The sequence below is a fragment of the Flavobacterium poyangense genome (assembly GCF_011751075.1).
Lineage (GTDB): Bacteria > Bacteroidota > Bacteroidia > Flavobacteriales > Flavobacteriaceae > Flavobacterium > Flavobacterium poyangense.
This window is the reverse complement of sequence record NZ_JAALLN010000001.1, coordinates 66,754-86,039: the sequence shown is the minus strand read 5'-3', so window position 1 is coordinate 86,039 and position 19,286 is coordinate 66,754. Positions and strand designations below refer to the sequence as shown.

Sequence of the window (19,286 nt, the reverse complement as noted above, 5' to 3'; positions counted from 1 at the left end):
AGTCTAAAAGTTTAATGGTCAATGTGTTTATTGGTTATTTGAGAACCAATAAAACAAGTAAGACAGATAAAAAATAAATAGAAATAACATATCCAATATACAATGACAATTCCAGCACAATTTGACGCTAAAACGATCGAGAATAAATGGTATGATTACTGGATGAAAAATAATTATTTTCATTCAGAACCAGATCATAGAACACCTTATACAATTGTAATTCCGCCGCCAAACGTCACAGGAGTCTTGCACATGGGGCATATGTTGAACAATACCATTCAGGACGTTTTAATTAGACGGGCTCGTCTTAAAGGATTTAATGCCTGCTGGGTTCCGGGAACGGATCACGCATCAATTGCGACAGAAGCCAAAGTGGTGGCTAAACTGAAAGCGGAAGGAATCAATAAAAATGATTTAACACGTGAAGAGTTTTTAGCGCACGCCTGGGAATGGACCGACAAGTATGGTGGTGTAATCCTGGAGCAGCTTAAAAAATTAGGAGCTTCCTGCGACTGGGAACGTACCAAATTTACTATGGATCCGGAAATGTCTGCATCTGTAATTCGCTCTTTTGTTGATTTGTACAACAAAGGGTTAATCTACAGAGGCTATCGAATGATAAATTGGGATCCGGAAGCTAAAACAACTTTGTCTGATGAAGAGGTAATTTACGAAGAACAACAAGGAAAACTATTTTTCTTAAAATATAAAATCGAAGGTTCTGAAGATTTCCTAACCATTGCTACAACACGTCCGGAAACTATTTTTGGGGATACTGCAATTTGTATCAATCCAAATGATGAGCGTTTTACTCATTTAAAAGGTAAAAAAGCTATCGTTCCAATCTGCGGAAGAGTGATTCCTATTATTGAAGACGAATATGTAGATGTTGAGTTTGGAACAGGTTGTTTAAAAGTGACACCTGCTCACGATATGAACGATAAAACCTTGGGAGAGAAACACAACCTTGAGATCGTTGATATTTTTAATGAGGACGCTACATTAAATAGCTTCGGATTGCATTATCAAGGGAAAGATCGTTTTGTAGTTCGTACCGAAATCGCGAAAGAACTGGAAGAAATTGGAGCTTTGGCCAAAACTGAAATTAACTTAAATAAAGTTGGAACTTCTGAAAGAACAAAAGCGGTAATCGAGCCAAGATTATCGGATCAATGGTTCCTGAAGATGGAAGATTTGGTAAAACCGGCAATTCAATCTGTTTTGGTTGACGGTTCTATTAAATTACATCCAAAACGTTTCGAAAATACGTATGCGCATTGGTTAAACAATATTCGCGATTGGAATATCTCGAGACAGTTATGGTGGGGACAACAAATTCCGGCTTATTATTACGGCGACGGAAAAGAAGATTTTGTTGTTGCTGAAAACATCGATGAGGCGTTAAAATTAGCGCAGCAAAAAACTTCAAATCCGAAACTTGAAACAAAAGATTTAAGACAAGATGTTGACGCTCTTGATACCTGGTTTTCTGCCTGGCTTTGGCCAATGTCAGTTTTTGGTGGAATTATGAATCCTGAAAGTGAAGAATATAAATATTATTACCCAACCAATGATTTAGTAACCGGCCCGGATATTTTGTTTTTCTGGGTGGCGAGAATGATTATTGCAGGTTATGAGTATGCAGGTGAAAAACCATTTACGAATGTGTATTTAACAGGTTTAGTACGTGACAAACAACGTCGTAAAATGTCTAAATCGTTAGGAAACTCTCCTGATCCGTTAGATTTAATCGATGCATTTGGAGCCGATGGTGTTCGTGTAGGATTGCTTTTAAGTGCTTCTGCCGGAAACGATATTATGTTTGATGAAGAATTATGTAATCAAGGAAAAGCGTTCTCTAACAAGATATGGAATGCTTTTAAATTGGTAAAAGGCTGGGAAGTTTCTGAAACTATTCCGCAACCGGAATCTTCAAAAGTAGCAATCGAATGGTACGAAGCCAAATTGCAGCAAACATTGGTTGATATTGAAGATAATTTCGATAAATACAGAATTTCAGATTCATTAATGGCCATTTACAAATTGGTTTGGGATGATTTCTGTTCCTGGTTCCTTGAAATGATCAAACCGGCTTACCAACAACCAATTGATAAAAAGACGTTCGATAAAGCAATCGAAATGTTAGAAAGCAACTTAAAGCTGCTTCACCCATTTATGCCTTTCCTGACCGAAGAAATCTGGCATTTAATTGCTGAGAGAACTCCGGAAGAAGCTTTAATTGTTTCAACTTGGCCGGAATTAAAGCCATTTGATGCTAAATTAATTGCTGATTTTGAAAATTCAATTGAAGTAATCTCAGGAATCAGAACGATCCGTAAAGAAAAGAATATTGCAATGAAAGATAGCATAGAATTAAAGGCTATTAACAATGAAAATATTTCTACCTATTTTGATGCAGTTGTAACGAAGCTTGGAAATATTGCTTCTTTCGAATATGTTTCAGATAAAGTAGATGGCGCATTGTCTTTCCGTGTGAAATCAAACGAATATTTTATCCCGATTACCGGAAATATTGATGTAGAAGCTGAAATTGCAAAACTGAATGCGGAGTTAGTTTACACACAAGGTTTCTTAAAATCTGTTCAGTCTAAATTGGCGAATGAGAAATTTGTTGCCGGTGCACCGGAGAAAGTTTTGGCTAACGAAAAACAAAAAGAAGCCGATGCATTAGCTAAAATTGCTACCATTGAGCAGAGTTTAGCCGGATTGAAATAAGAATTAGATTCAATTTATATCAGAACCCGACAGTTTTTTAAGCTGTCGGGTTTTCTTTTTATTTTAGAATTATTTTGATAAAAAAAATGTTCGATTTTTATGATTTTCTGTCTTTAAATAGTATAATTTTAATGCACTTTTACGCTATTTAATTCCCATTTTTAAATGAAACAAAATCTCCTTTTAGTATTTGTACTATGCCTTTTTTTATCCTGTTCGAATAAAATTGAAAATGTTGAAAAATCATTTTATTATTGGAAAAGTGATACTTGGTCGTTATCAGAAAAAGAAACTGCTATTGTAAAGGATCTAAAGATCAGGAAGTTGTATGTGAAATTTTTTGAGATAGATCATAACGAAGCTTTTGGAGACTTTCCGATATCAAAATCGATTTTACGTCTTTATAATCAGGACAGTATTACGATTGTGCCAACTGTTTATATAAAGAATGATGTATTTAAAGTTGGTAATAAAAAAGCATTAGATACCTTGGCCAATAATATTGATTTTTTAATTAAGAAGTATGTAAACGAACGATTTGAAAAAAATCAGATAAAGGAGTTTCAAATGGATTGTGATTGGACCTTAAAAACAAAAGATAATTATTTCTATTTTTTAAAGAAACTTAAAGAAATCTCTAAAAAAGAAATTAGTTGTACTTTACGATTATACCCATATAAATACCCTGAAAAAATGGGAACTCCGCCTGTTGATAGAGCTACTTTAATGTGTTATAATCTAGTAAATCCGTTGAATAATCATTCTAAAAACTCGATTTTAGATGTTAATGAACTGGAGCTTTATCTCAACAAAAAAAGAAAGTATCCTCTGCATTTAGATGTTGCTTTACCCATTTATTCGTGGATGCAGGTGTACCAGAATAACAAGTTTGCTAAAGTCATTTACAATAACCATAAAGATATTATAGGTTCATTGAAAGAAATTAAACCCATGTGGTATGAAGTAACTAAAGACTTGGTTATAGACGATTTATATTTAAGGGTAGGGGATAAGATCAAATATGAAAAATTAAGTTCGGAAAAGATCAACAAGGCGATTGAAGTAATTCGGAAGAATGTGGTTTTTGATTCTGGTAATACGACCGTTACCTTATTCCATTTAGACGAAGAACAATTAAGCAAATACAATGATGAAACACTTTCCGGTTTTTATACTAACTTTAGTAAGTAACACTATTTTTGCCTGTGGTTTTTATCCTTTTGGAGAGGAAATTCGTTTTTCGTTTTTAAACCCTGTAAACTTTCCATACTATTCCTATTCAGAATTTAATTATTCGTATAATTCATTTCAGCCAAATTCTGAGGGTATTTATTTAAAGGGGACAGTTGATGAAAATGAAAAGTTATGGCTAAAATATTGTGACCATAAAGTTTCTATTGAAGCAATAAGAACCGTTTTACTGGAATTTAAAGAGGATGATATTACTTTAGAAAGTTCAAATGAAATGCTTCGTTATCTTTATAAGACTAAAAAAACAGAAGCTGTAAATTATTTGAAGTTTGCGAAAAGCTGTGAGTTTTTTAACGGACTCTATGATGACCCTTGGGAAAGAAAGCAAGGTTTTACAATGCCTAAAAGGAAAAAACTTATTGATCAGGCAATTGTATTTTCTAATAAGGTTTCGAGTAAAGAGCTCAAATTCAGATATACTTTTTTGGCGATTCGAATGGCTTATTATAACAATGATCTTGAAAAGATCAGAACATTGTACGATAGTGTTTTTAAATATGAGAAAAAAGAAGATATACTAAATTATTGGAGTTTATATTTTAGAACAATTGCAGAAACAGATCAAGCTTTGGGTAATTTTTACGCAGCTCAGGTTTTTGCTAAAGCTCCGGATAAGCGTTTTATGATTGCGCAACAGTTTCATTCAAAAATTCCTCTTGCTTCTGTTTTAAAATATGCGAAAACAAATGAGGAAAAAGCGAATGTTTATTTGTTGGCAGGAATTAAAAAGAGTGATAGGGCATTATATTGTTTACAACAGGTTTATAAATACAATCCTAATTTTGATGGTTTGTCATTTTTGTTATTAAGAGAGGTTAATAAAATTGAAGACTGGGTTTTTACACCCTATTACTCACTTTTTAACCCGTCAGTTTCTGTATATAATGATTGGTCAAATGAAAAAGACAATTCGATAAAAGATATACTGAAGCGTGTTGAGAAAGACAGAATCTATGCAGCTGAGGTATTGCAGTTTATAAATAGTGTAAATCTAAAAAAGATTGACAATCCGGTCTTGTGGAAAATTAGTAAATCGTATTTGTCATTTGTAACCAAGAGCAATCAAAGTTGCTTAAATCAAATTGAACAATTAGAAAAGAATATTCCAAAAACGGATTCTCTTTATAATCAAATTGAAATTATAAAAGCGTTGGCATTAACTTCCAATCAGCAAAACGGGAAAGCTATTATTTTAGATGAAGTAAAGCCGATTATTCTTAAAAATCAAAAAAATAAAAAATTTCTGTTTGCAATTGGAAGGGAATTGGAATATAAAGGAAATACCACCGATGCGGCTCTTTTATATCTAAAAATTGAAGATGCAGACGGAAGTTATGATTATGAAAATTACTCATTTTGGAAGAGCTCAAAAAGTACGAAAAACACCTATGCAGATTTTTATTCTAACTATTTCGATTATATTGATGTCACTTATTCTCCAAAACAAGTAGAGGCAATTGTTGAAGAATATGAAAAGAAAAGGAAGAATTCAGATGCATTTTCGATCTGGAAATATAGCTATATTAAAAGGGAGCTTCCGAGGCTCTATGATCTAATTGGGACAAAATATATTCGTCAGAATAATTTAGAGCAAGCAGTTGCGTATTTTAGTAAAATTAGTAATAATGGTTCCGTTACCTATTCTGATTGCTTATGGGAAAAGCCAAATTGTCAAGGTTCTGATTCGTTTGATGCAAACCCGTTTTTTGTTTTAAAATTTACACCGGAATTTATTTCGCAGAAAAAACAGTTCAGATTAAATAAATACAGTATTACAGAACATCTCATTTTGTATCTTAAAAAAGCTTCAGATTTAAAAGAAAAGAATAAAGACTACTATTATTTTCTGGTGGCTAATGCTTACTATAATATGACACACAATGGTAATTCGTGGATGATGCGTCGCTATAGTTGGACTTCCGGTATTAATGAATCTCTCTATGAAGATGAGAAAGAATATTATCAAGCAGCTATTGCACAACATTATTATCTTTTAGCGCTTAAGAATGCAAAAACAGCTAAGTTTAAAGCTTTGTGTTTACGAATGTTGGGCAGGTGTGAAAAGAACAGTTTAGAATATCAATATCCTAATGATTATGAAAACAGAATTGAAAATTATGATGGTTTTCTTTGGAATAAAAATAGATATTATCAGGATTTAAAATCAAGTTACCCTGATGATTTTGAAAGTTTAACTTCAGATTGTAATGCTTTTGAAAGTTACTTTAATGCCAGAAGATAAAAAATCCCGCTGCCGTATTTCAATATTTAGATCTTATTTAAATAAACAAACCCGACAGGTTTCTAAAAACCTGTCGGGTTTTTGTTTAAAAATTATTTTTTATTTTTTGCGATTTAAAATCAAAAACAAAGGATAGGAAATTAGGGTAATAACGACTATAATTCCAAAGCTTTGCGGATCACTGTATATAAAACCAATTAATAAGGCCAGTGACACGATAATAGCAATAATAGTGGACCAAGGATACCAAAACGAGTGGTAGGGTCTTGGTAAATCAGGTTCTTTTGTTCTAAGTTTTAACAATGAAAAATACGCTAGCGCCCAAACGATGATAGAGGTAAAGGCAGCAAACGAAAATAATGCTTCGAAAGAACCGATACAAATTAAAATTAAGCTGAACAAAGAAGAAACCAAAAGTGCTGCCACGGGAGTTCCGCCTTTGTTGACTTTTGTTCCTTTTTCGCTAAAAAAACCATCGCGGCTTAGTCCGTATAAGATTCTGGGTGGAATCATCATAAAGGCATTTAAAATACTTATTAATGAAAAGATGGAGATCACCGTAACAATGATTGCCCCGTTTTTTCCGAAAATGATGTTGGCAACATCGGCAGCAGCCAAATTAGATTTTGCTAAAGTTTCAACAGGCAAAACATGAAAAAAAGCAACATTCAATAAAACATAAATGGCAATTACTAATAATACCCCGCTATATAACGATCGAGGAATGTTTTTACCCGGATCGTCATTTTCTTCGGCAAAAAAGCAAACGCCATTCCAGCCATTATACGTTCCGATGATCAATTGGAGTGACTTGAAAAAGCCAAGTATAAGACCGATCTGAAAGAATGAACTGTCTTTTTGAATTGTAGGTAATTGTACTCCCGAATACATAAAACAAGCCACAAGCAAACAAACAAAACAGATTACTTTTAGAAAACTCGTGATTTGCTGAATGGCACTTCCGTTTTTTACACCACTTAAATGCAGGAGCACAAAGGCAAGTAACAATGAAATTGCGATTGTGGTGGAGTGACTTGCAAGTCCCGGAAACAAAATAATGATATATTCGCTGATCACTATACAGTAAAAAGCGGGTGGACTTACATTTGTAATATAGTCAAACCAGCCCGATAAAAAACCGGCATAATCGCCAAATGCTCTTTTGATATAATTGTAAGAACCTCCAGCTTTTGGGAGCATGGTGGCCAGTTCGGCATAGGAGTTTGCTCCTAAAAGAACATACAATCCGCCAATGAGCCACGAAATAATAATAAGCCAGTAATTGTCCAACAAGGAAGCAATTGTACCGGGAGTTCGTAAAATTCCGACTCCGATTGTTCCCCCAATTAAGACGGCAATATTAAAACTTAATCCTAAGCTTTTTTTTAATTGGTTCTTTTTGGAATCTATCATTTGTATTGTTTTGATTTGGTGAGCAAAAGTAGGGATAATAAAAAAACTTTCTTTTGATAAAGCCAAAAACCTCATTTAGAAGTAAACGAGGTTTTTCGGGATCATGCGCAAAAGTTGTGGGCTTTTTTGTGAAATTTCTACTTCTTATAAAATGTGCAGTTTATTTTAACCGCAAAGATCGCAAAAGCGCAAAGTTTTTTTTATGCACGCAGATCTAGCAGATTAAGCCGATATTTTTGCTCTGCGATTTCAATAAAAACTCTCTAAATAAATCTGCTAGATCTGCGTGAAAAAATTTCTCTGCAAACATAGGAGTGCGCTAAGTGATTTATAAGTCCTGTGTACTTTGCGTTTTTTTGCTTCACGTCCCTTGCGGTTAAATAAATTTAAAGTTCACTAAAATTCTTATTTCTCCACAGACTTTCATGTTAATCTCTATAAAAGACCAAAGCCCTTTCAGTTTCTCAAAATAGAGTACAGAAAGAGCTTTGGAAGTTTAAAGTCTAATTCAAAATTTTAGAACTTGTATTTAAGGCTTGTCATAATCTGACGTGGTGCGATTGGGTTTACACTGTAATTTTCGTGAACCGTGTAATTCAATTCGTTTGTGATATTAGACAGCTTACATAAAATAGAGAATTTTCTCCACTCATAACCGGCAGATACATCAATGGTGGTGTATCCTTCAATTGGAATATCACGATCTCTAATGGTTACCGTATAGGTTTTTGGATTTGAGTTTTTATTTTCTGTCCATAGATAATCATCATTCCATCCGCCTAATCGATCACCAATATAGTTTCCGATGGCACCAAAAGTAAGGCCTTTTAACATTCCTTCAGGGACTCTGTAAAAGAAGCTTAAGTTGGCTGTATTTCTTGGAGTTCTGGCAACACGATCTCCTTCAACAAAACTTCCGCTTGTTCCTGAAGTATTGGTATAACGCATATCATTATAACTATAACCGGCATTTACAGAAAGACCTTCCAATGGTTTTGCGGTAATGTCAACTTCAATACCTTTACTTTTTGTTCCTCCACCTAATACTTTTAATTGACTGTTCACATTTAATGCTCCATTTGCATCAAATTCTGCTGTTTGAGCCAGATTGCTGTTGGTGATTTGGTAAACTGCAACGTTTGTGCTTATCATTCCTTGTAAGAAGTCGGTTTTAATACCTGCTTCGTATTGGTCAATGATAGAAGGTTCTATTGGTTTTAAGTCAACAGTTGTTCCTGTATTTGGTGTAAATGAATTAGAGTAACTACCAAATAAAGAGATTTCTTTTGTAGGTTGGTATACTAATCCTACTTTTGGAGAAAAAGCATTATCTAATTTTTTTGGACCAACTACTGCTGTTGCATTTTCCGGAGTTAGTACTTGAACGCCTTTATCAAGCTTTTCCGCATAAGTTGTAACTTCTGCTTCTTGCCAAGACCAACGAAGACCAGCTAATACTTTGAATTTTTCTGTAACAGAAATTAAGTCTTGAAAGTATACCCCAAAACGATTGGTTTCTGTTTTTCCAATCTGAGTAGTTCTGGCGTTTGGAATATCGTTTCTCTGCATAGATGGATCGAAATCAAAAAGATTGATTCTATCATAAGTTGCAGGAGTAAAAGCATAAGTATAGGCTGTTGCGAATGAATTTTCCCAATCTGCGCCAGCAAATAATTGATGTTTAACAGACCCTGTGTTAAAGTTTCCTTGTAAGCTTAATTGATCTCCCAAAATTTGCTCTAAGTTTTTAGTCTGAACCAATCCTCTGTTCCAGAAACCGGGAACCGGATATAGTTTAGGGTCATCTAAGCCCGATAATTGAGCTGTCGATTTTTGCGCTCTGTCGTAAGTTTGGAAAGAACTATTGAAATTAAGTTTCCAGTTTTTAGTGAAATCATGATTCAATAAGATCGAAGCACTTGACGATTTGGTAGTACCATTAGACCAAAGTGATCCGTAAAAAGTATTACGAGGTAAATCAAGGATTTCTTTTCCTATAATCCCTGTTCCGAAATCGGGAGTCCAATCTGCTGTTAGATAATCTCCCTGAACGGTGATTTGTGTTTTAGGGGTAATTACAAAAAGTAAAGAGGGATTAACATAAACACGTTCGTTTTTTACTACATCTCTGAAACTTTCAGAGTTTTCATAAGAACCGTTTATTCTAAAAGCTACCGATTTACTAAGCGGACCGTAAAAATCAAAAGAAGGTTTGTAGTAAGCGTAACTTCCTATTTGCATGGAAATTTCACCACCTGATTTAAATTGTGGTGTTTTAGTAACCAGATTTAAGATTCCACCCGGGGCTACATTTCCGAATAGTAGGGCAGAACCACCTTTAAGAAACTCAACCTTCTCTAAACCTGAAACATCAGGAATAGAACCGGAATTGTAACGAAAACCGTTTTTAAACATATTATTGGCAGACATGTCATATCCTCTTGAGAAAAAGGATTCCTGAGCACCACCACGAGCGGAGCTTACATATACACCATTGGCATTTTTGATAACATCGCTTAGACGAATAGCTTGTTGTTGTTCTATAACTTCAGAACCGATCACTTGAATGCTTTGAGGGTTGTCCATTGGTTTTAACCCCGAACGAACTGCGGTAACCGGTTTAGGTTCTCTGTTGGTTGTAATGATGACATCTTTAAGAACTTCACCTTTTCTTTTTTTTACGGTATCGTTTATCGAACTACCACTATCATTGGCTGTATATTGCTGACTGTAAGAGCTTAGGCTTAGAATAGATAATCCGAAGAGTAGAATATATTTCATACTGACTTATTTGGAATAAATAAAAATAATTTTTCGCAAAAGTAGTCCTGAACTCCGGCTATTGAAATTTATTTGTCTTAAGGTTGTCTTAAGATTGTCTTAGGGTTATTTTAATTTAGTGAGATAGTAAACAGCAGTATCACTTATAAAATAAAACGAGACGTATTTAAAAAAATAGGTCTCGTTTTAAAGAAAATGAATATCTCGTGAAGCGAATAATTCACAAAATTATTCTAATGATCTGGAATCTAGTTGTTCCTGTTTGCACTATTTATTTTACCGCAATTTGGTACGTAGCCATTTTCCAGATTTCATTGTATTTTTTACCGTTATGATCGCCTTCTGCTTTATCAGTATGTGCATATTCTACCATATAATTTCCAGACCAGATAGGAGTGAAAGAAAACTCTCCTTTATCGTTTGTCCAAAGTTCTTTTTCCCATCCGTTTGGAGCAATTACTTTGATTTTGGCCTCTTTTGCAACTGCACCATCATATAACGCAAGTCCCGTTATTTTTTGATCTTTTTTGGCAGTATCTGCATTTTCAGAAAATACACTGATCTGATTTTTATTGGCCGTTGCAATATTTCCTGAAGCTTTATTACCAACGGTTACAGTAGCGCTTGAGTTGTAATCTAATTTCATTGTACCATAAACATCTTTTACTGTATGGTGCATTACAATCGTATAAACACCATCTTCATCTGGTGTAAAAAAAGCCTGGTATCTATTGTCTAAAGCTTTCGCCGTTAGTTTAGTTTCTTTTTTTGATGGACTTACCAATACCAAAGAGAAGTCTTTTAAATCAGAGAACCATTTGTCTGCTTTTGTAATGTCGTTTTCAGAGAATTCTCCAAAGTAAATTGAAATTTCCTGTGCTTTACCTTTTGTTCCGGTAGCTTTAGTATCAATCCAAAGGGCGTGAGCAAATAATTGTGGAGCAGTAACTAACATTAAAAATAAAAATGCTATTGTTTTTAAAGTGTTTGATTTCATAGTGAAAATAGGATTAGGGTTAATATTTAGCTCAAGTTGTTAGTTGTAAAATGTATATTGTAAAATGTATATTGTAAAATGTAAAATGTATAGTGTGAAATGTATAGTGTGAAATGTGAAAAATAATAAGTTTTATTTAATTGATTTTAACTTTCTATGAACATATAGTTGCGGCAGAGCAATGAAATACAGTAACAATTCATCTAATTCTATCGCTTCGCTAAAGACAAGAAAACCCATTAATTAAAGCATGTGCTCTTTCAGGTTTGCATATCTCATTTTACATTTTACATTTCATAGTATACAATATACATTTCACAACTAGTAACTTAAATTATTTAAAAGAAATCCCTTAAACCTTTTGAGTTATAAGGGATTTTATTTTAGGATTAGAATTTATAAGTAACAGTCACCCTTGCGTTGGTTCCTGCCTCGGCTTGTAGATAATACATTTTAGAATAATCGTAATAACCTCCTGAAAATAAGTATTTGTTGAAGATGTTATTAACGATAAGGTTTACAGAAATTTTCTTTTTCTGATAAGATAAACCTCCATCTACACGGAAATAATCCGGTAAGGTATCAGTATTTCCATTTGAAATAAACCATGGTGCTCTTTTTACCTGATATTGGTAACCTAATGAAGCACCAAATCCGTTAAATAAGCCATGGTCAAATCTATAGTTTAACCAAGTGCTCTGAATATGTCTTGTAGATCCAGGGATTTGGCTTCCAACTGTACTAGGTACACTTTCGTCTTTTGTTACTTTTCCTTCTGTAAAGGCGTAATTTAAGATAACATCAAAGTTTTTAAGGATTTCTCCTCTAACATCAACTTCAACACCTTTTACTTTTTGCTGACCATTTTCTCTAAAATTTTGTTTAGAACCGGTATATGGGTGATCTGAATCTGGTGTAAGTACATTGTTCATCGTAATTTGGTAAGCTGCGACAACCGAGTTCCATTTTCCGTTAAACCAGTCTCTTTTATAACCTAGTTCCAGATTAGTTCCTGTTTGTGGTTTAAAACTTTTTTCTTCCCAGTTTGTTCCATAGTTTTCTGTAAATGATTGATCACGTACAAAATAAAAAGCATTGTTTTTGTCTAAAGAATAGCTTAACCCTACACGAGGAGTAAATTTTTCATTGGACGTTCCACCGGAATAATCAGCAGTTTTTAGTAGTGTAAATCTTCCTGCTAATGTCAAACGAAGTGAATTATCAAAGAAACCTATTTCGTCTTGTATGTAGCTTGCTGCGTAGCTGTTTTTGTATGCGGTACCTCTTTCTTTTAAACTTTTACTTCTGTCAAAAACAGGAGATTCTGCAAGAGTCCCGTGTACCGGATTGTAGATGTCTAAGTCAGACATTACAAAATATTGTCCAAAATCATGGTAATAGGCTTTGTCGCTAATGTCTATTCCTCCTAATATTTTGTGGGAAATAGGACCTGTTTGGAAAGAACCATTTGCAAAAGCTTGAGCCATATAGGTTTTTCCTAAAACATCCCAAATACTACCTGCTCTTTTTAGGATTCCAACTTTGTTTTTTTCAAAACCGGAAGGCCATAAAGACAATCCTTCTTGTTTGAAATTCAGGTAAGATCCTTGTAAAGTTACTTTCCAGTGATCATCAATTTTATGCTCAAAAATAGCTAAAATACTTCTTTCAAGCAGTCTTGTTGGATCGAAATTTGGTTCTGATGTAGTAGAACTTCTTGGTAATTCCTGAAAACCACCTTGCATAAACAAATAATTACTACCAATTGCATTTACTTTAGAAAATTGTTGCGTATATTCAAGTGTTATAGCAGTTTTGTCATTTGGTACATATTTTAAAACCGGAGCAAAAGTGTAGCGATCGTTAAAATCAAAATCGCGGAAACTGTTTTTCTTTTCTCCCATAGCATTAAAACGGTACAAAAGTTTTCCGTCTTTAGTCAATTTTCCGTCCAAATCAATTGTTCCTCTGTAGAAGTCAAAACTTCCGTAAGATAAACTTGCTTCGGCTTTGTTTCTTCCACTTGGTTTTTTAGTGACAACATTATAAAATCCGCTTGGGTTTCCGTTTGCAAGCATAAAACCTGCCGGTCCTTTTACAAATTCTATTCTTTCTACCAAACTCATGTCTTCGGTCAATGGTCCCCAAGTTGTACTAACGTTCATACCATTTCTGAAAGCAGCAACCTGACTTCCTCTCATTGTGATATTAGCATAATTGTCCCAGTGTTCCACTCTTGTAGCACCACTCACGTTGCGGGTAACGCCTTGAAGCATATCAAAAATCTGTTGATCCTGCATTAATTTTCCGGTAATTACCTGAATATTTTGCGGGATTTCAATAATAGCGGATTGTAAACGAAGTGAGGATGAGATTCTATTGGTTTTAAAAGCACTTTTATTACTCAAAACCACCACCTGATTTAATTCGGTATTAGACAGATCTAATTTTAAATTTAACTTAGTAGTTTCTCCGGCATTAATGGTTACTTCTTGTACAAGGTCATTATAACCTACCAGCGTAACGATTAAGGTTTGAGTTCCTGTGGGAACATTTTTTAATTCAAAAAATCCGTTGTTTCCGGCAATTGTGTTTTTGTTTGTTCCTTTAATAGAAACTGATACTCCTTCTGCAGCTTTTTCGTCGCTGGTTTCAATTTTTCCGTTTATAGTTCCTCCCTGTTGTGCAAAAGAAGTTCCTATAGAAAGCATGAAAATACTTAAGACAAGCATCATTTTTTTGCAATACTTCAATTCATTCATTTTATAAAATTCGTTGGTTATTATTTAGACTTGTTAAAAATAATTGCAAATGTAAAATTTAATATTTGTTTAACAAGTCTTATTTAGATTAAATACCAATAACGCTTTATATCTGGGTGATTTTTTAGATTTTTCGAATGAAAAGTAGGTTAATTCTTTAAGCTATTTTTTGTCTTTTACTTTTTGCTTTTCGATTGTCTGATTTAATATTGCTGAGGCATTTACACTTAATGGATAATAATTTTTTGCCATTCTGAAAAAACGAACAGCATTATCTATTCGATCAGCTCCCAGGCAATAATTTCCCATCCAGTTCAGATAACTTTCAGAGGGGATAAAAGCAAAGCCAAGTTGTTCGGAAAGTTTTGCATATTGTTTTTCTACCAATGAAGGATCTTGTATGGCTTCTTTTACCTGAACCAGGTGGTCTTCAAAAATAAAACGCAAACCGTCATATTCGGCCGGAATAGGAATAGTTCCGTGATCTTCATTTTCATAATATTTAAAATTCCATCGAAGATTTTTAGGTTTTTTAATGGTCAGTAACTTCTCAAATTTTCTAATTCCTCTTGCCATATCGGTTGTCGTATCCTGAGGAATACTTTTTTTATTGGCCATAGCCAGATAAATACTTCTTTTGTCAAAATCTTTTTTGTTAAAAATAGAATCTGCTTTTTTATTCATAATTTCATTGTCCCACCAAAGGCTCGGGTCGATGATAACATACGAATTAAATAAAGTAGTATGGTGCAATAGAATATTAACAGCAGTCAAACCACCAAAAGAATGTCCGTTTAAAACATTGTAACCAGAAGTTCTGTAATTGGTATCTATATATGGTCTGAGTTCTTTTTCTAAAAAAGTAATGAAATTTTTATTGCCACCGCTTTGTTGAAACTGCTTTTTAGTTTTGTCAAAAAAAGCCTGGCGATTTGCTTCAGTTGGAGTTAAATCTCTCGTACGGTTTGTATTGGTGATGCCTACTACAATCATTTGAGGAGTCATAGAATACGGCCCTTTGGCCAATGATTGTTGAAGTCCGGTAAAGGAGTGGAAGTTATTTTCGGCATCCAATAAATAAACAACGGGATATTTTGCAGGAGCTAGTTTACTATTGTTGTAATCCGGTGGCAAATAAATCCAGAAACTGCGTTCTTCATTCAACGCTTTCGAAAAAATACGGTGTTTACTGCCAATAGTAATACTGTCTTGCGAAAACGCAGCAGTGAATGAGAGTAATATAAGGACAAGGAATATTTTTTTCATTTTTTAATTAATTAAGTGAAGTTTTTTTCTTTTTATTTTGGCGACCGTACCAAATTAAGAATCCTGTTATGGGCAGAAACATACAGACTATACCGACGATCAGAGTGAAAATTTTTCCAAGCCATCCGGCCCAAAAGCCAATGTGGAGATTCATAGTTGTTTCATCAATGTATAAGCCGTTCATCACTTTTACCGGGATTTCAATTTCCTGACCACTGTAGCGGTTGATCGAAAACGTCTTTCCGTTTTGAACACCTTTTAAACCAATATCGGAGGCTGCTACTGCGGACAGACTTGTGATGCTGTCTTTTGTTGCTATCGAAAGTTTAACTTGTTCTATAGCTGCATCTTTTAAAAACAGACGTTCTATTATTGGACTTAAGTCTGCAAATGTTTTGGTACTGTCATATTCCGGCTTGATATCGCGCATTGCTGCGTAGGAGCGGGGGAATCCATCAAATACTTTGTGCGTGGTTTTGTTTAGCGTTTTATTGACAATAACTAAGCCTGTAATAGTTATGAGCAGAGCCGGTAGTAAATTGTAAAAACCGGGAACATTGTGCAGATCGTAATTAAGGCGCTTAAAACTGGCATTTTTCTTTATGGTAAAACTCTGAAGTCTTGTAGAGCGATTCCATTTTTTGGGCCACCATAAGATAATTCCGGTGATCAGTTCGATTAGAAAGATCCATACTGCAATTTCTACAATTAAATGCCCCACTTTCCCAAATGGCATTTCACCACTGTGTACATGCGCAACCACATAAAAGAAATCATAAGCTTTTCCCGAAGTCAGAACTTTTCCCGTATAAGGATCAATCCATGAGAATTGCAAATCTCTTTCTTTGGTCGAAGAAGCCAGTTTTATACTTCGTTTCGGATCGCGATAGGTAATGAAATAACTTGCTTTTCGATCAGGACGTTGTTTTTTAAAAGCTTTTATGATTTCTTCCGGACTAAGTTTTTGTTCCTTAACTTCTTTTACGTATAAGGCATCGTAAGCTAAACCGTCGATAATATCATCGCAGAAAATAAATAGTATTCCGGTAAGCGAAACGATAAAAACGATGATACCGGAACTTAGTCCTAACCATAAATGAAGCCAATGATTTAATTTGCTCCATCTGCTTTTTTGTTTAACTTTTTTTTCAGTTCTTTTAATGGGATTGTTAGTCATAATATAAAACGATAAAAACCAAGCTGGCATTTCGTAAACGATAGACCAGCTTGGAAAAAAAAACAAATTAAGATTGTATTAGAATTTGAAAGAAAGATTAGCAACTAAATGTCTTGTTGGCATCATAGTAGCCCAGTAATCAGACGTCCAGTATTCTTTGTTTGCAATATTGTTCAATTTCAGACCCAATCTAACTTTTTGTCTTTCGTAAAAAACAGTGGCGTCCATTACGGTATAGCCGTTTACTTTAAAAGTATTAGTGTCATTTATAAAGGTGTCGCTTTGTGTATTACCTCCAAAGCCAAAACCAAGTCCTTTTACTTTTCCATCTAATATTTTATAACTAACCCAAAGGTTCGCTACATTGGCAGGAGTAGAGTAAGGTGTTTTTCCCTGCGTTGCTGCATTTGTTCTGGTAAATTTACTTTCGTTGTAACCGTATCCTAAAATAATGTGTAAACCTCTAATTGGATTTGCGATTAAGTCAGCCTCAAAACCTTTACTTTTTTGCGTAGCGTCCTGAATCGAATACAAGTTGTTGGTTGGGTCCGTACGTACTTTATCTTTTACTTCAATATTATAGTAACTTAAGGTTCCGTTTAGCTTTCCTCCTAATAATTCAACTTTCACACCACCTTCTATTTGGTTAGCTTGTTCCGGTTTGAATTCAGTTAATTCCGTTGGATTTGCAGCTGTAGTTCCCGGAGCTACATTCGTAAATCCGTTCATATAATTTCCGAATAAGGACACTTTGTCTTTGACAACCTGATAAATTAAGCCCATTTTTGGTGAAACAGCAATCTGATTGTATTTTGCAATTTTGTTTTCATAACGATCAACACGCACGCTGGCCATGGCAATAAGTTGGTCGGTAAAGTTTATTACATCGGATACATAACCACTTAGGGTTCTAAAATCTCTGTTACCAACTACACTTGGAGCCGGTAGAGCTGCAATCATCTGTTTGTATTTCTCCATATTGATAAATGGAGCATTTCCATTGATTGCAAGTGCAGGATTGCCGGCTGCAGCATCGTATGAATTAATAGTCCATCTGTTGTCGTTGGTGCTGATGTAAGTATAATCAAGTCCAATCAAGGCACGGTGTTTTATGCTACCGGTTTTAAATGTTCCGACAAAGTTTTGTTGCAATTGTGTTGTTTTAAAAACACTATTAATGTTCATTAACCTTCTTTGTAAAGTTATATCGCTATTGGCTGCGGTATTAAATAATAAAAATAAATAGTTGGCCTTGTTATCTGTATACGCATTTGAAAAATTGGTTTGCGAAACCCAATTATCAGATAGTTGGTAGGTCGCTCTGGCAAAAATATTGGTGTTTTTAGATTCTGATTGTAAATCGTCTGATGTGTATGATTTTTTGAAATCAAAATTCAATTGATCTATATTTTTTGCCGTTGGATTTCCGGATCCAAGACCTATCCAGCTTGAGTTACGACTCCCTTTATACAATTCAGCATCAAAATCTAAAGTTAATTTATCGCTTACTTTATAGGTAAACGAAGGTGCAATTATAAAGGTGTTGCTTTTCCCCTGATCTTGCCATGTTTTTTGATTGTCAAGAGCAGCATTTACTCTAAAAAGCATTGTTTTTTCTTCGTTCAAAGGCGTATTAAAATCGATAGTCGTTCTACTTAGTGCCCAGTTTCCTGTGGTGTAGCTCACTTCTCCCTTTGTAAACTCAAATGGTTTTTTGGTTACACGGTTGATAAGCCCCCCATAAGTTGTTAAAGCAGATCCGAATAATGTCGCAGATGGTCCTTTTATGACTTCGATGCTTTCCAGATTTACAGGGTCACTTAAAGTTACCCAGTTGGTATTCATTCCATTTCGGATAGATCCTGCAGCAGAGGCACCACTAAAACCGCGCATTCTGATACTCAGACCAATTCCTCCTGATCCTAAACTTTGAGTCACATTATTTAATCCCGGTGCTGAATTTAATGCACTTCTGAAATCAACTGCGATTTGCTCCTGAAGAAGTTCTTTCGGTACTACCGTATAAACCTGTGGGTTTTCAAGATTATTAATAGGAAGTCTTGCAACATATTCACTTTTCTTTTCTGCGAATTTTTTAGCAGCAGAGACTACAACCACTTCATTTAATTCTTTTAAGGAAGACTGAAGTTGAAAAGAAACTGCTGCAGTTTCTCCTGTAGTTACTGTTACTTCTTGTTTTGATGGCGTATGTCCCGCCATATTAATTTCAATGTGATAGGTTCCTGTTGGTACTTTGTGAAAAATAAATACTCCATTTTCATCTGTAGTTGCTGACTTTTTTAATTCAGATATAATTACATTTACCGATGCAGCGTTTTGATCATCTGCTGTGATTACGGTTCCTTTTATCGAACCGGTATTCTGTTGTGCAAATGCCTGTGTCATAGACAGAGTAAGCAGTATTGCTCCTAAAAATAGCTTGTTTAACATTTTTTTTGTTTTGGTTTTAATAAAAAACATTTTATCCTTATTTAGATTAGTTATAAATTGATAATTTTACGCAAAAGTAATCTGTTAATAAAAACATAATAAACGCAAAGAGGATTAATATAAACGCAAAAGGGATTATGTGAAACTTGCCTAGCCTCAGGGAGTTGCAAAGGTTAAAGGGAATGTAAGCACTATCTTACGCGATAAAAA

At 34.4% G+C, this 19,286-nt stretch carries 10 protein-coding genes; 3 read left to right on the top strand and 7 right to left on the bottom strand.

Features of this window, described 5'->3' with window-relative positions; all coding sequences use genetic code 11:
* Positions 1 to 102 precede the first annotated feature (102 nt).
* From G3A47_RS00345 to G3A47_RS00335, 3 genes are all read left to right on the top strand, one after another.
* Complete coding sequence (locus G3A47_RS00345) at positions 103 to 2,736, top strand: valine--tRNA ligase (protein WP_166919340.1); 2,634 nt, start codon at positions 103 to 105, stop codon at positions 2,734 to 2,736.
* A gap of 165 nt (positions 2,737 to 2,901) precedes the next feature.
* A complete protein-coding gene (locus G3A47_RS00340; protein WP_166919338.1) occupies positions 2,902 to 3,927 on the top strand; it encodes a hypothetical protein in 1,026 nt (341 codons plus the stop codon).
* Positions 3,884 to 6,229 (top strand): hypothetical protein, encoded by a 2,346-nt coding sequence (locus G3A47_RS00335; RefSeq protein WP_166919336.1) that lies wholly within the window; start codon positions 3,884 to 3,886, stop codon positions 6,227 to 6,229. Before G3A47_RS00340 ends, G3A47_RS00335 begins: the two co-directional genes overlap by 44 nt.
* A gap of 99 nt (positions 6,230 to 6,328) precedes the next feature.
* On the opposite strand, the gene G3A47_RS00330 is transcribed toward G3A47_RS00335, so the two are convergent.
* The 7 genes from G3A47_RS00330 to G3A47_RS00300 form a co-directional block, all read right to left on the bottom strand.
* Complete coding sequence (locus tag G3A47_RS00330; RefSeq protein ID WP_166919334.1) at positions 6,329 to 7,642, bottom strand: APC family permease; 1,314 nt, start codon at positions 7,640 to 7,642, stop codon at positions 6,329 to 6,331.
* Between the two features lie 516 nt (positions 7,643 to 8,158).
* Positions 8,159 to 10,423, bottom strand: coding sequence for a TonB-dependent siderophore receptor (locus G3A47_RS00325; protein ID WP_166919332.1), 2,265 nt, complete (start codon positions 10,421 to 10,423; stop codon positions 8,159 to 8,161).
* Between the two features lie 271 nt (positions 10,424 to 10,694).
* Positions 10,695 to 11,420, bottom strand: coding sequence for a DUF4198 domain-containing protein (locus tag G3A47_RS00320; protein ID WP_166919330.1), 726 nt, complete (start codon positions 11,418 to 11,420; stop codon positions 10,695 to 10,697).
* Positions 11,421 to 11,809: 389 nt separating this feature from the next.
* Positions 11,810 to 14,155 (bottom strand): TonB-dependent siderophore receptor, encoded by a 2,346-nt coding sequence (locus tag G3A47_RS00315; protein WP_243860360.1) that lies wholly within the window; start codon positions 14,153 to 14,155, stop codon positions 11,810 to 11,812.
* Positions 14,156 to 14,344: 189 nt separating this feature from the next.
* Positions 14,345 to 15,448 carry an alpha/beta hydrolase gene (locus G3A47_RS00310; RefSeq protein ID WP_166919326.1) on the bottom strand — a complete coding sequence of 368 codons (1,104 nt, stop codon included), beginning with the start codon at positions 15,446 to 15,448 and terminating at the stop codon, positions 14,345 to 14,347.
* Between the two features lie 7 nt (positions 15,449 to 15,455).
* Entirely contained in the window at positions 15,456 to 16,625 is a 1,170-nt protein-coding gene (locus tag G3A47_RS00305; RefSeq protein WP_166919325.1) for a PepSY-associated TM helix domain-containing protein, read from the bottom strand.
* A 78-nt stretch (positions 16,626 to 16,703) separates the two neighbouring features.
* Positions 16,704 to 19,076 carry a TonB-dependent receptor gene (locus tag G3A47_RS00300; RefSeq protein ID WP_243860359.1) on the bottom strand — a complete coding sequence of 791 codons (2,373 nt, stop codon included), beginning with the start codon at positions 19,074 to 19,076 and terminating at the stop codon, positions 16,704 to 16,706.
* Positions 19,077 to 19,286: the final 210 nt, after the last annotated feature.

What these genes read in the sequence shown, in the direction of transcription:
- G3A47_RS00345 (WP_166919340.1), top strand. Translation starts at nt 103, where the DNA reads ATGACAATTCCAGCACAATTTGACGCTAAAACGATCGAGAATAAATGG.
- G3A47_RS00340 (WP_166919338.1), top strand. Translation starts at nt 2,902, where the DNA reads ATGAAACAAAATCTCCTTTTAGTATTTGTACTATGCCTTTTTTTATCC.
- G3A47_RS00335 (WP_166919336.1), top strand. Translation starts at nt 3,884, where the DNA reads ATGATGAAACACTTTCCGGTTTTTATACTAACTTTAGTAAGTAACACT.
- G3A47_RS00330 (WP_166919334.1), bottom strand. Translation starts at nt 7,642, where the DNA reads ATGATAGATTCCAAAAAGAACCAATTAAAAAAAAGCTTAGGATTAAGT.
- G3A47_RS00325 (WP_166919332.1), bottom strand. Translation starts at nt 10,423, where the DNA reads ATGAAATATATTCTACTCTTCGGATTATCTATTCTAAGCCTAAGCTCT.
- G3A47_RS00320 (WP_166919330.1), bottom strand. Translation starts at nt 11,420, where the DNA reads ATGAAATCAAACACTTTAAAAACAATAGCATTTTTATTTTTAATGTTA.
- G3A47_RS00315 (WP_243860360.1), bottom strand. Translation starts at nt 14,155, where the DNA reads ATGATGCTTGTCTTAAGTATTTTCATGCTTTCTATAGGAACTTCTTTT.
- G3A47_RS00310 (WP_166919326.1), bottom strand. Translation starts at nt 15,448, where the DNA reads ATGAAAAAAATATTCCTTGTCCTTATATTACTCTCATTCACTGCTGCG.
- G3A47_RS00305 (WP_166919325.1), bottom strand. Translation starts at nt 16,625, where the DNA reads ATGACTAACAATCCCATTAAAAGAACTGAAAAAAAAGTTAAACAAAAA.
- G3A47_RS00300 (WP_243860359.1), bottom strand. Translation starts at nt 19,076, where the DNA reads ATGTTAAACAAGCTATTTTTAGGAGCAATACTGCTTACTCTGTCTATG.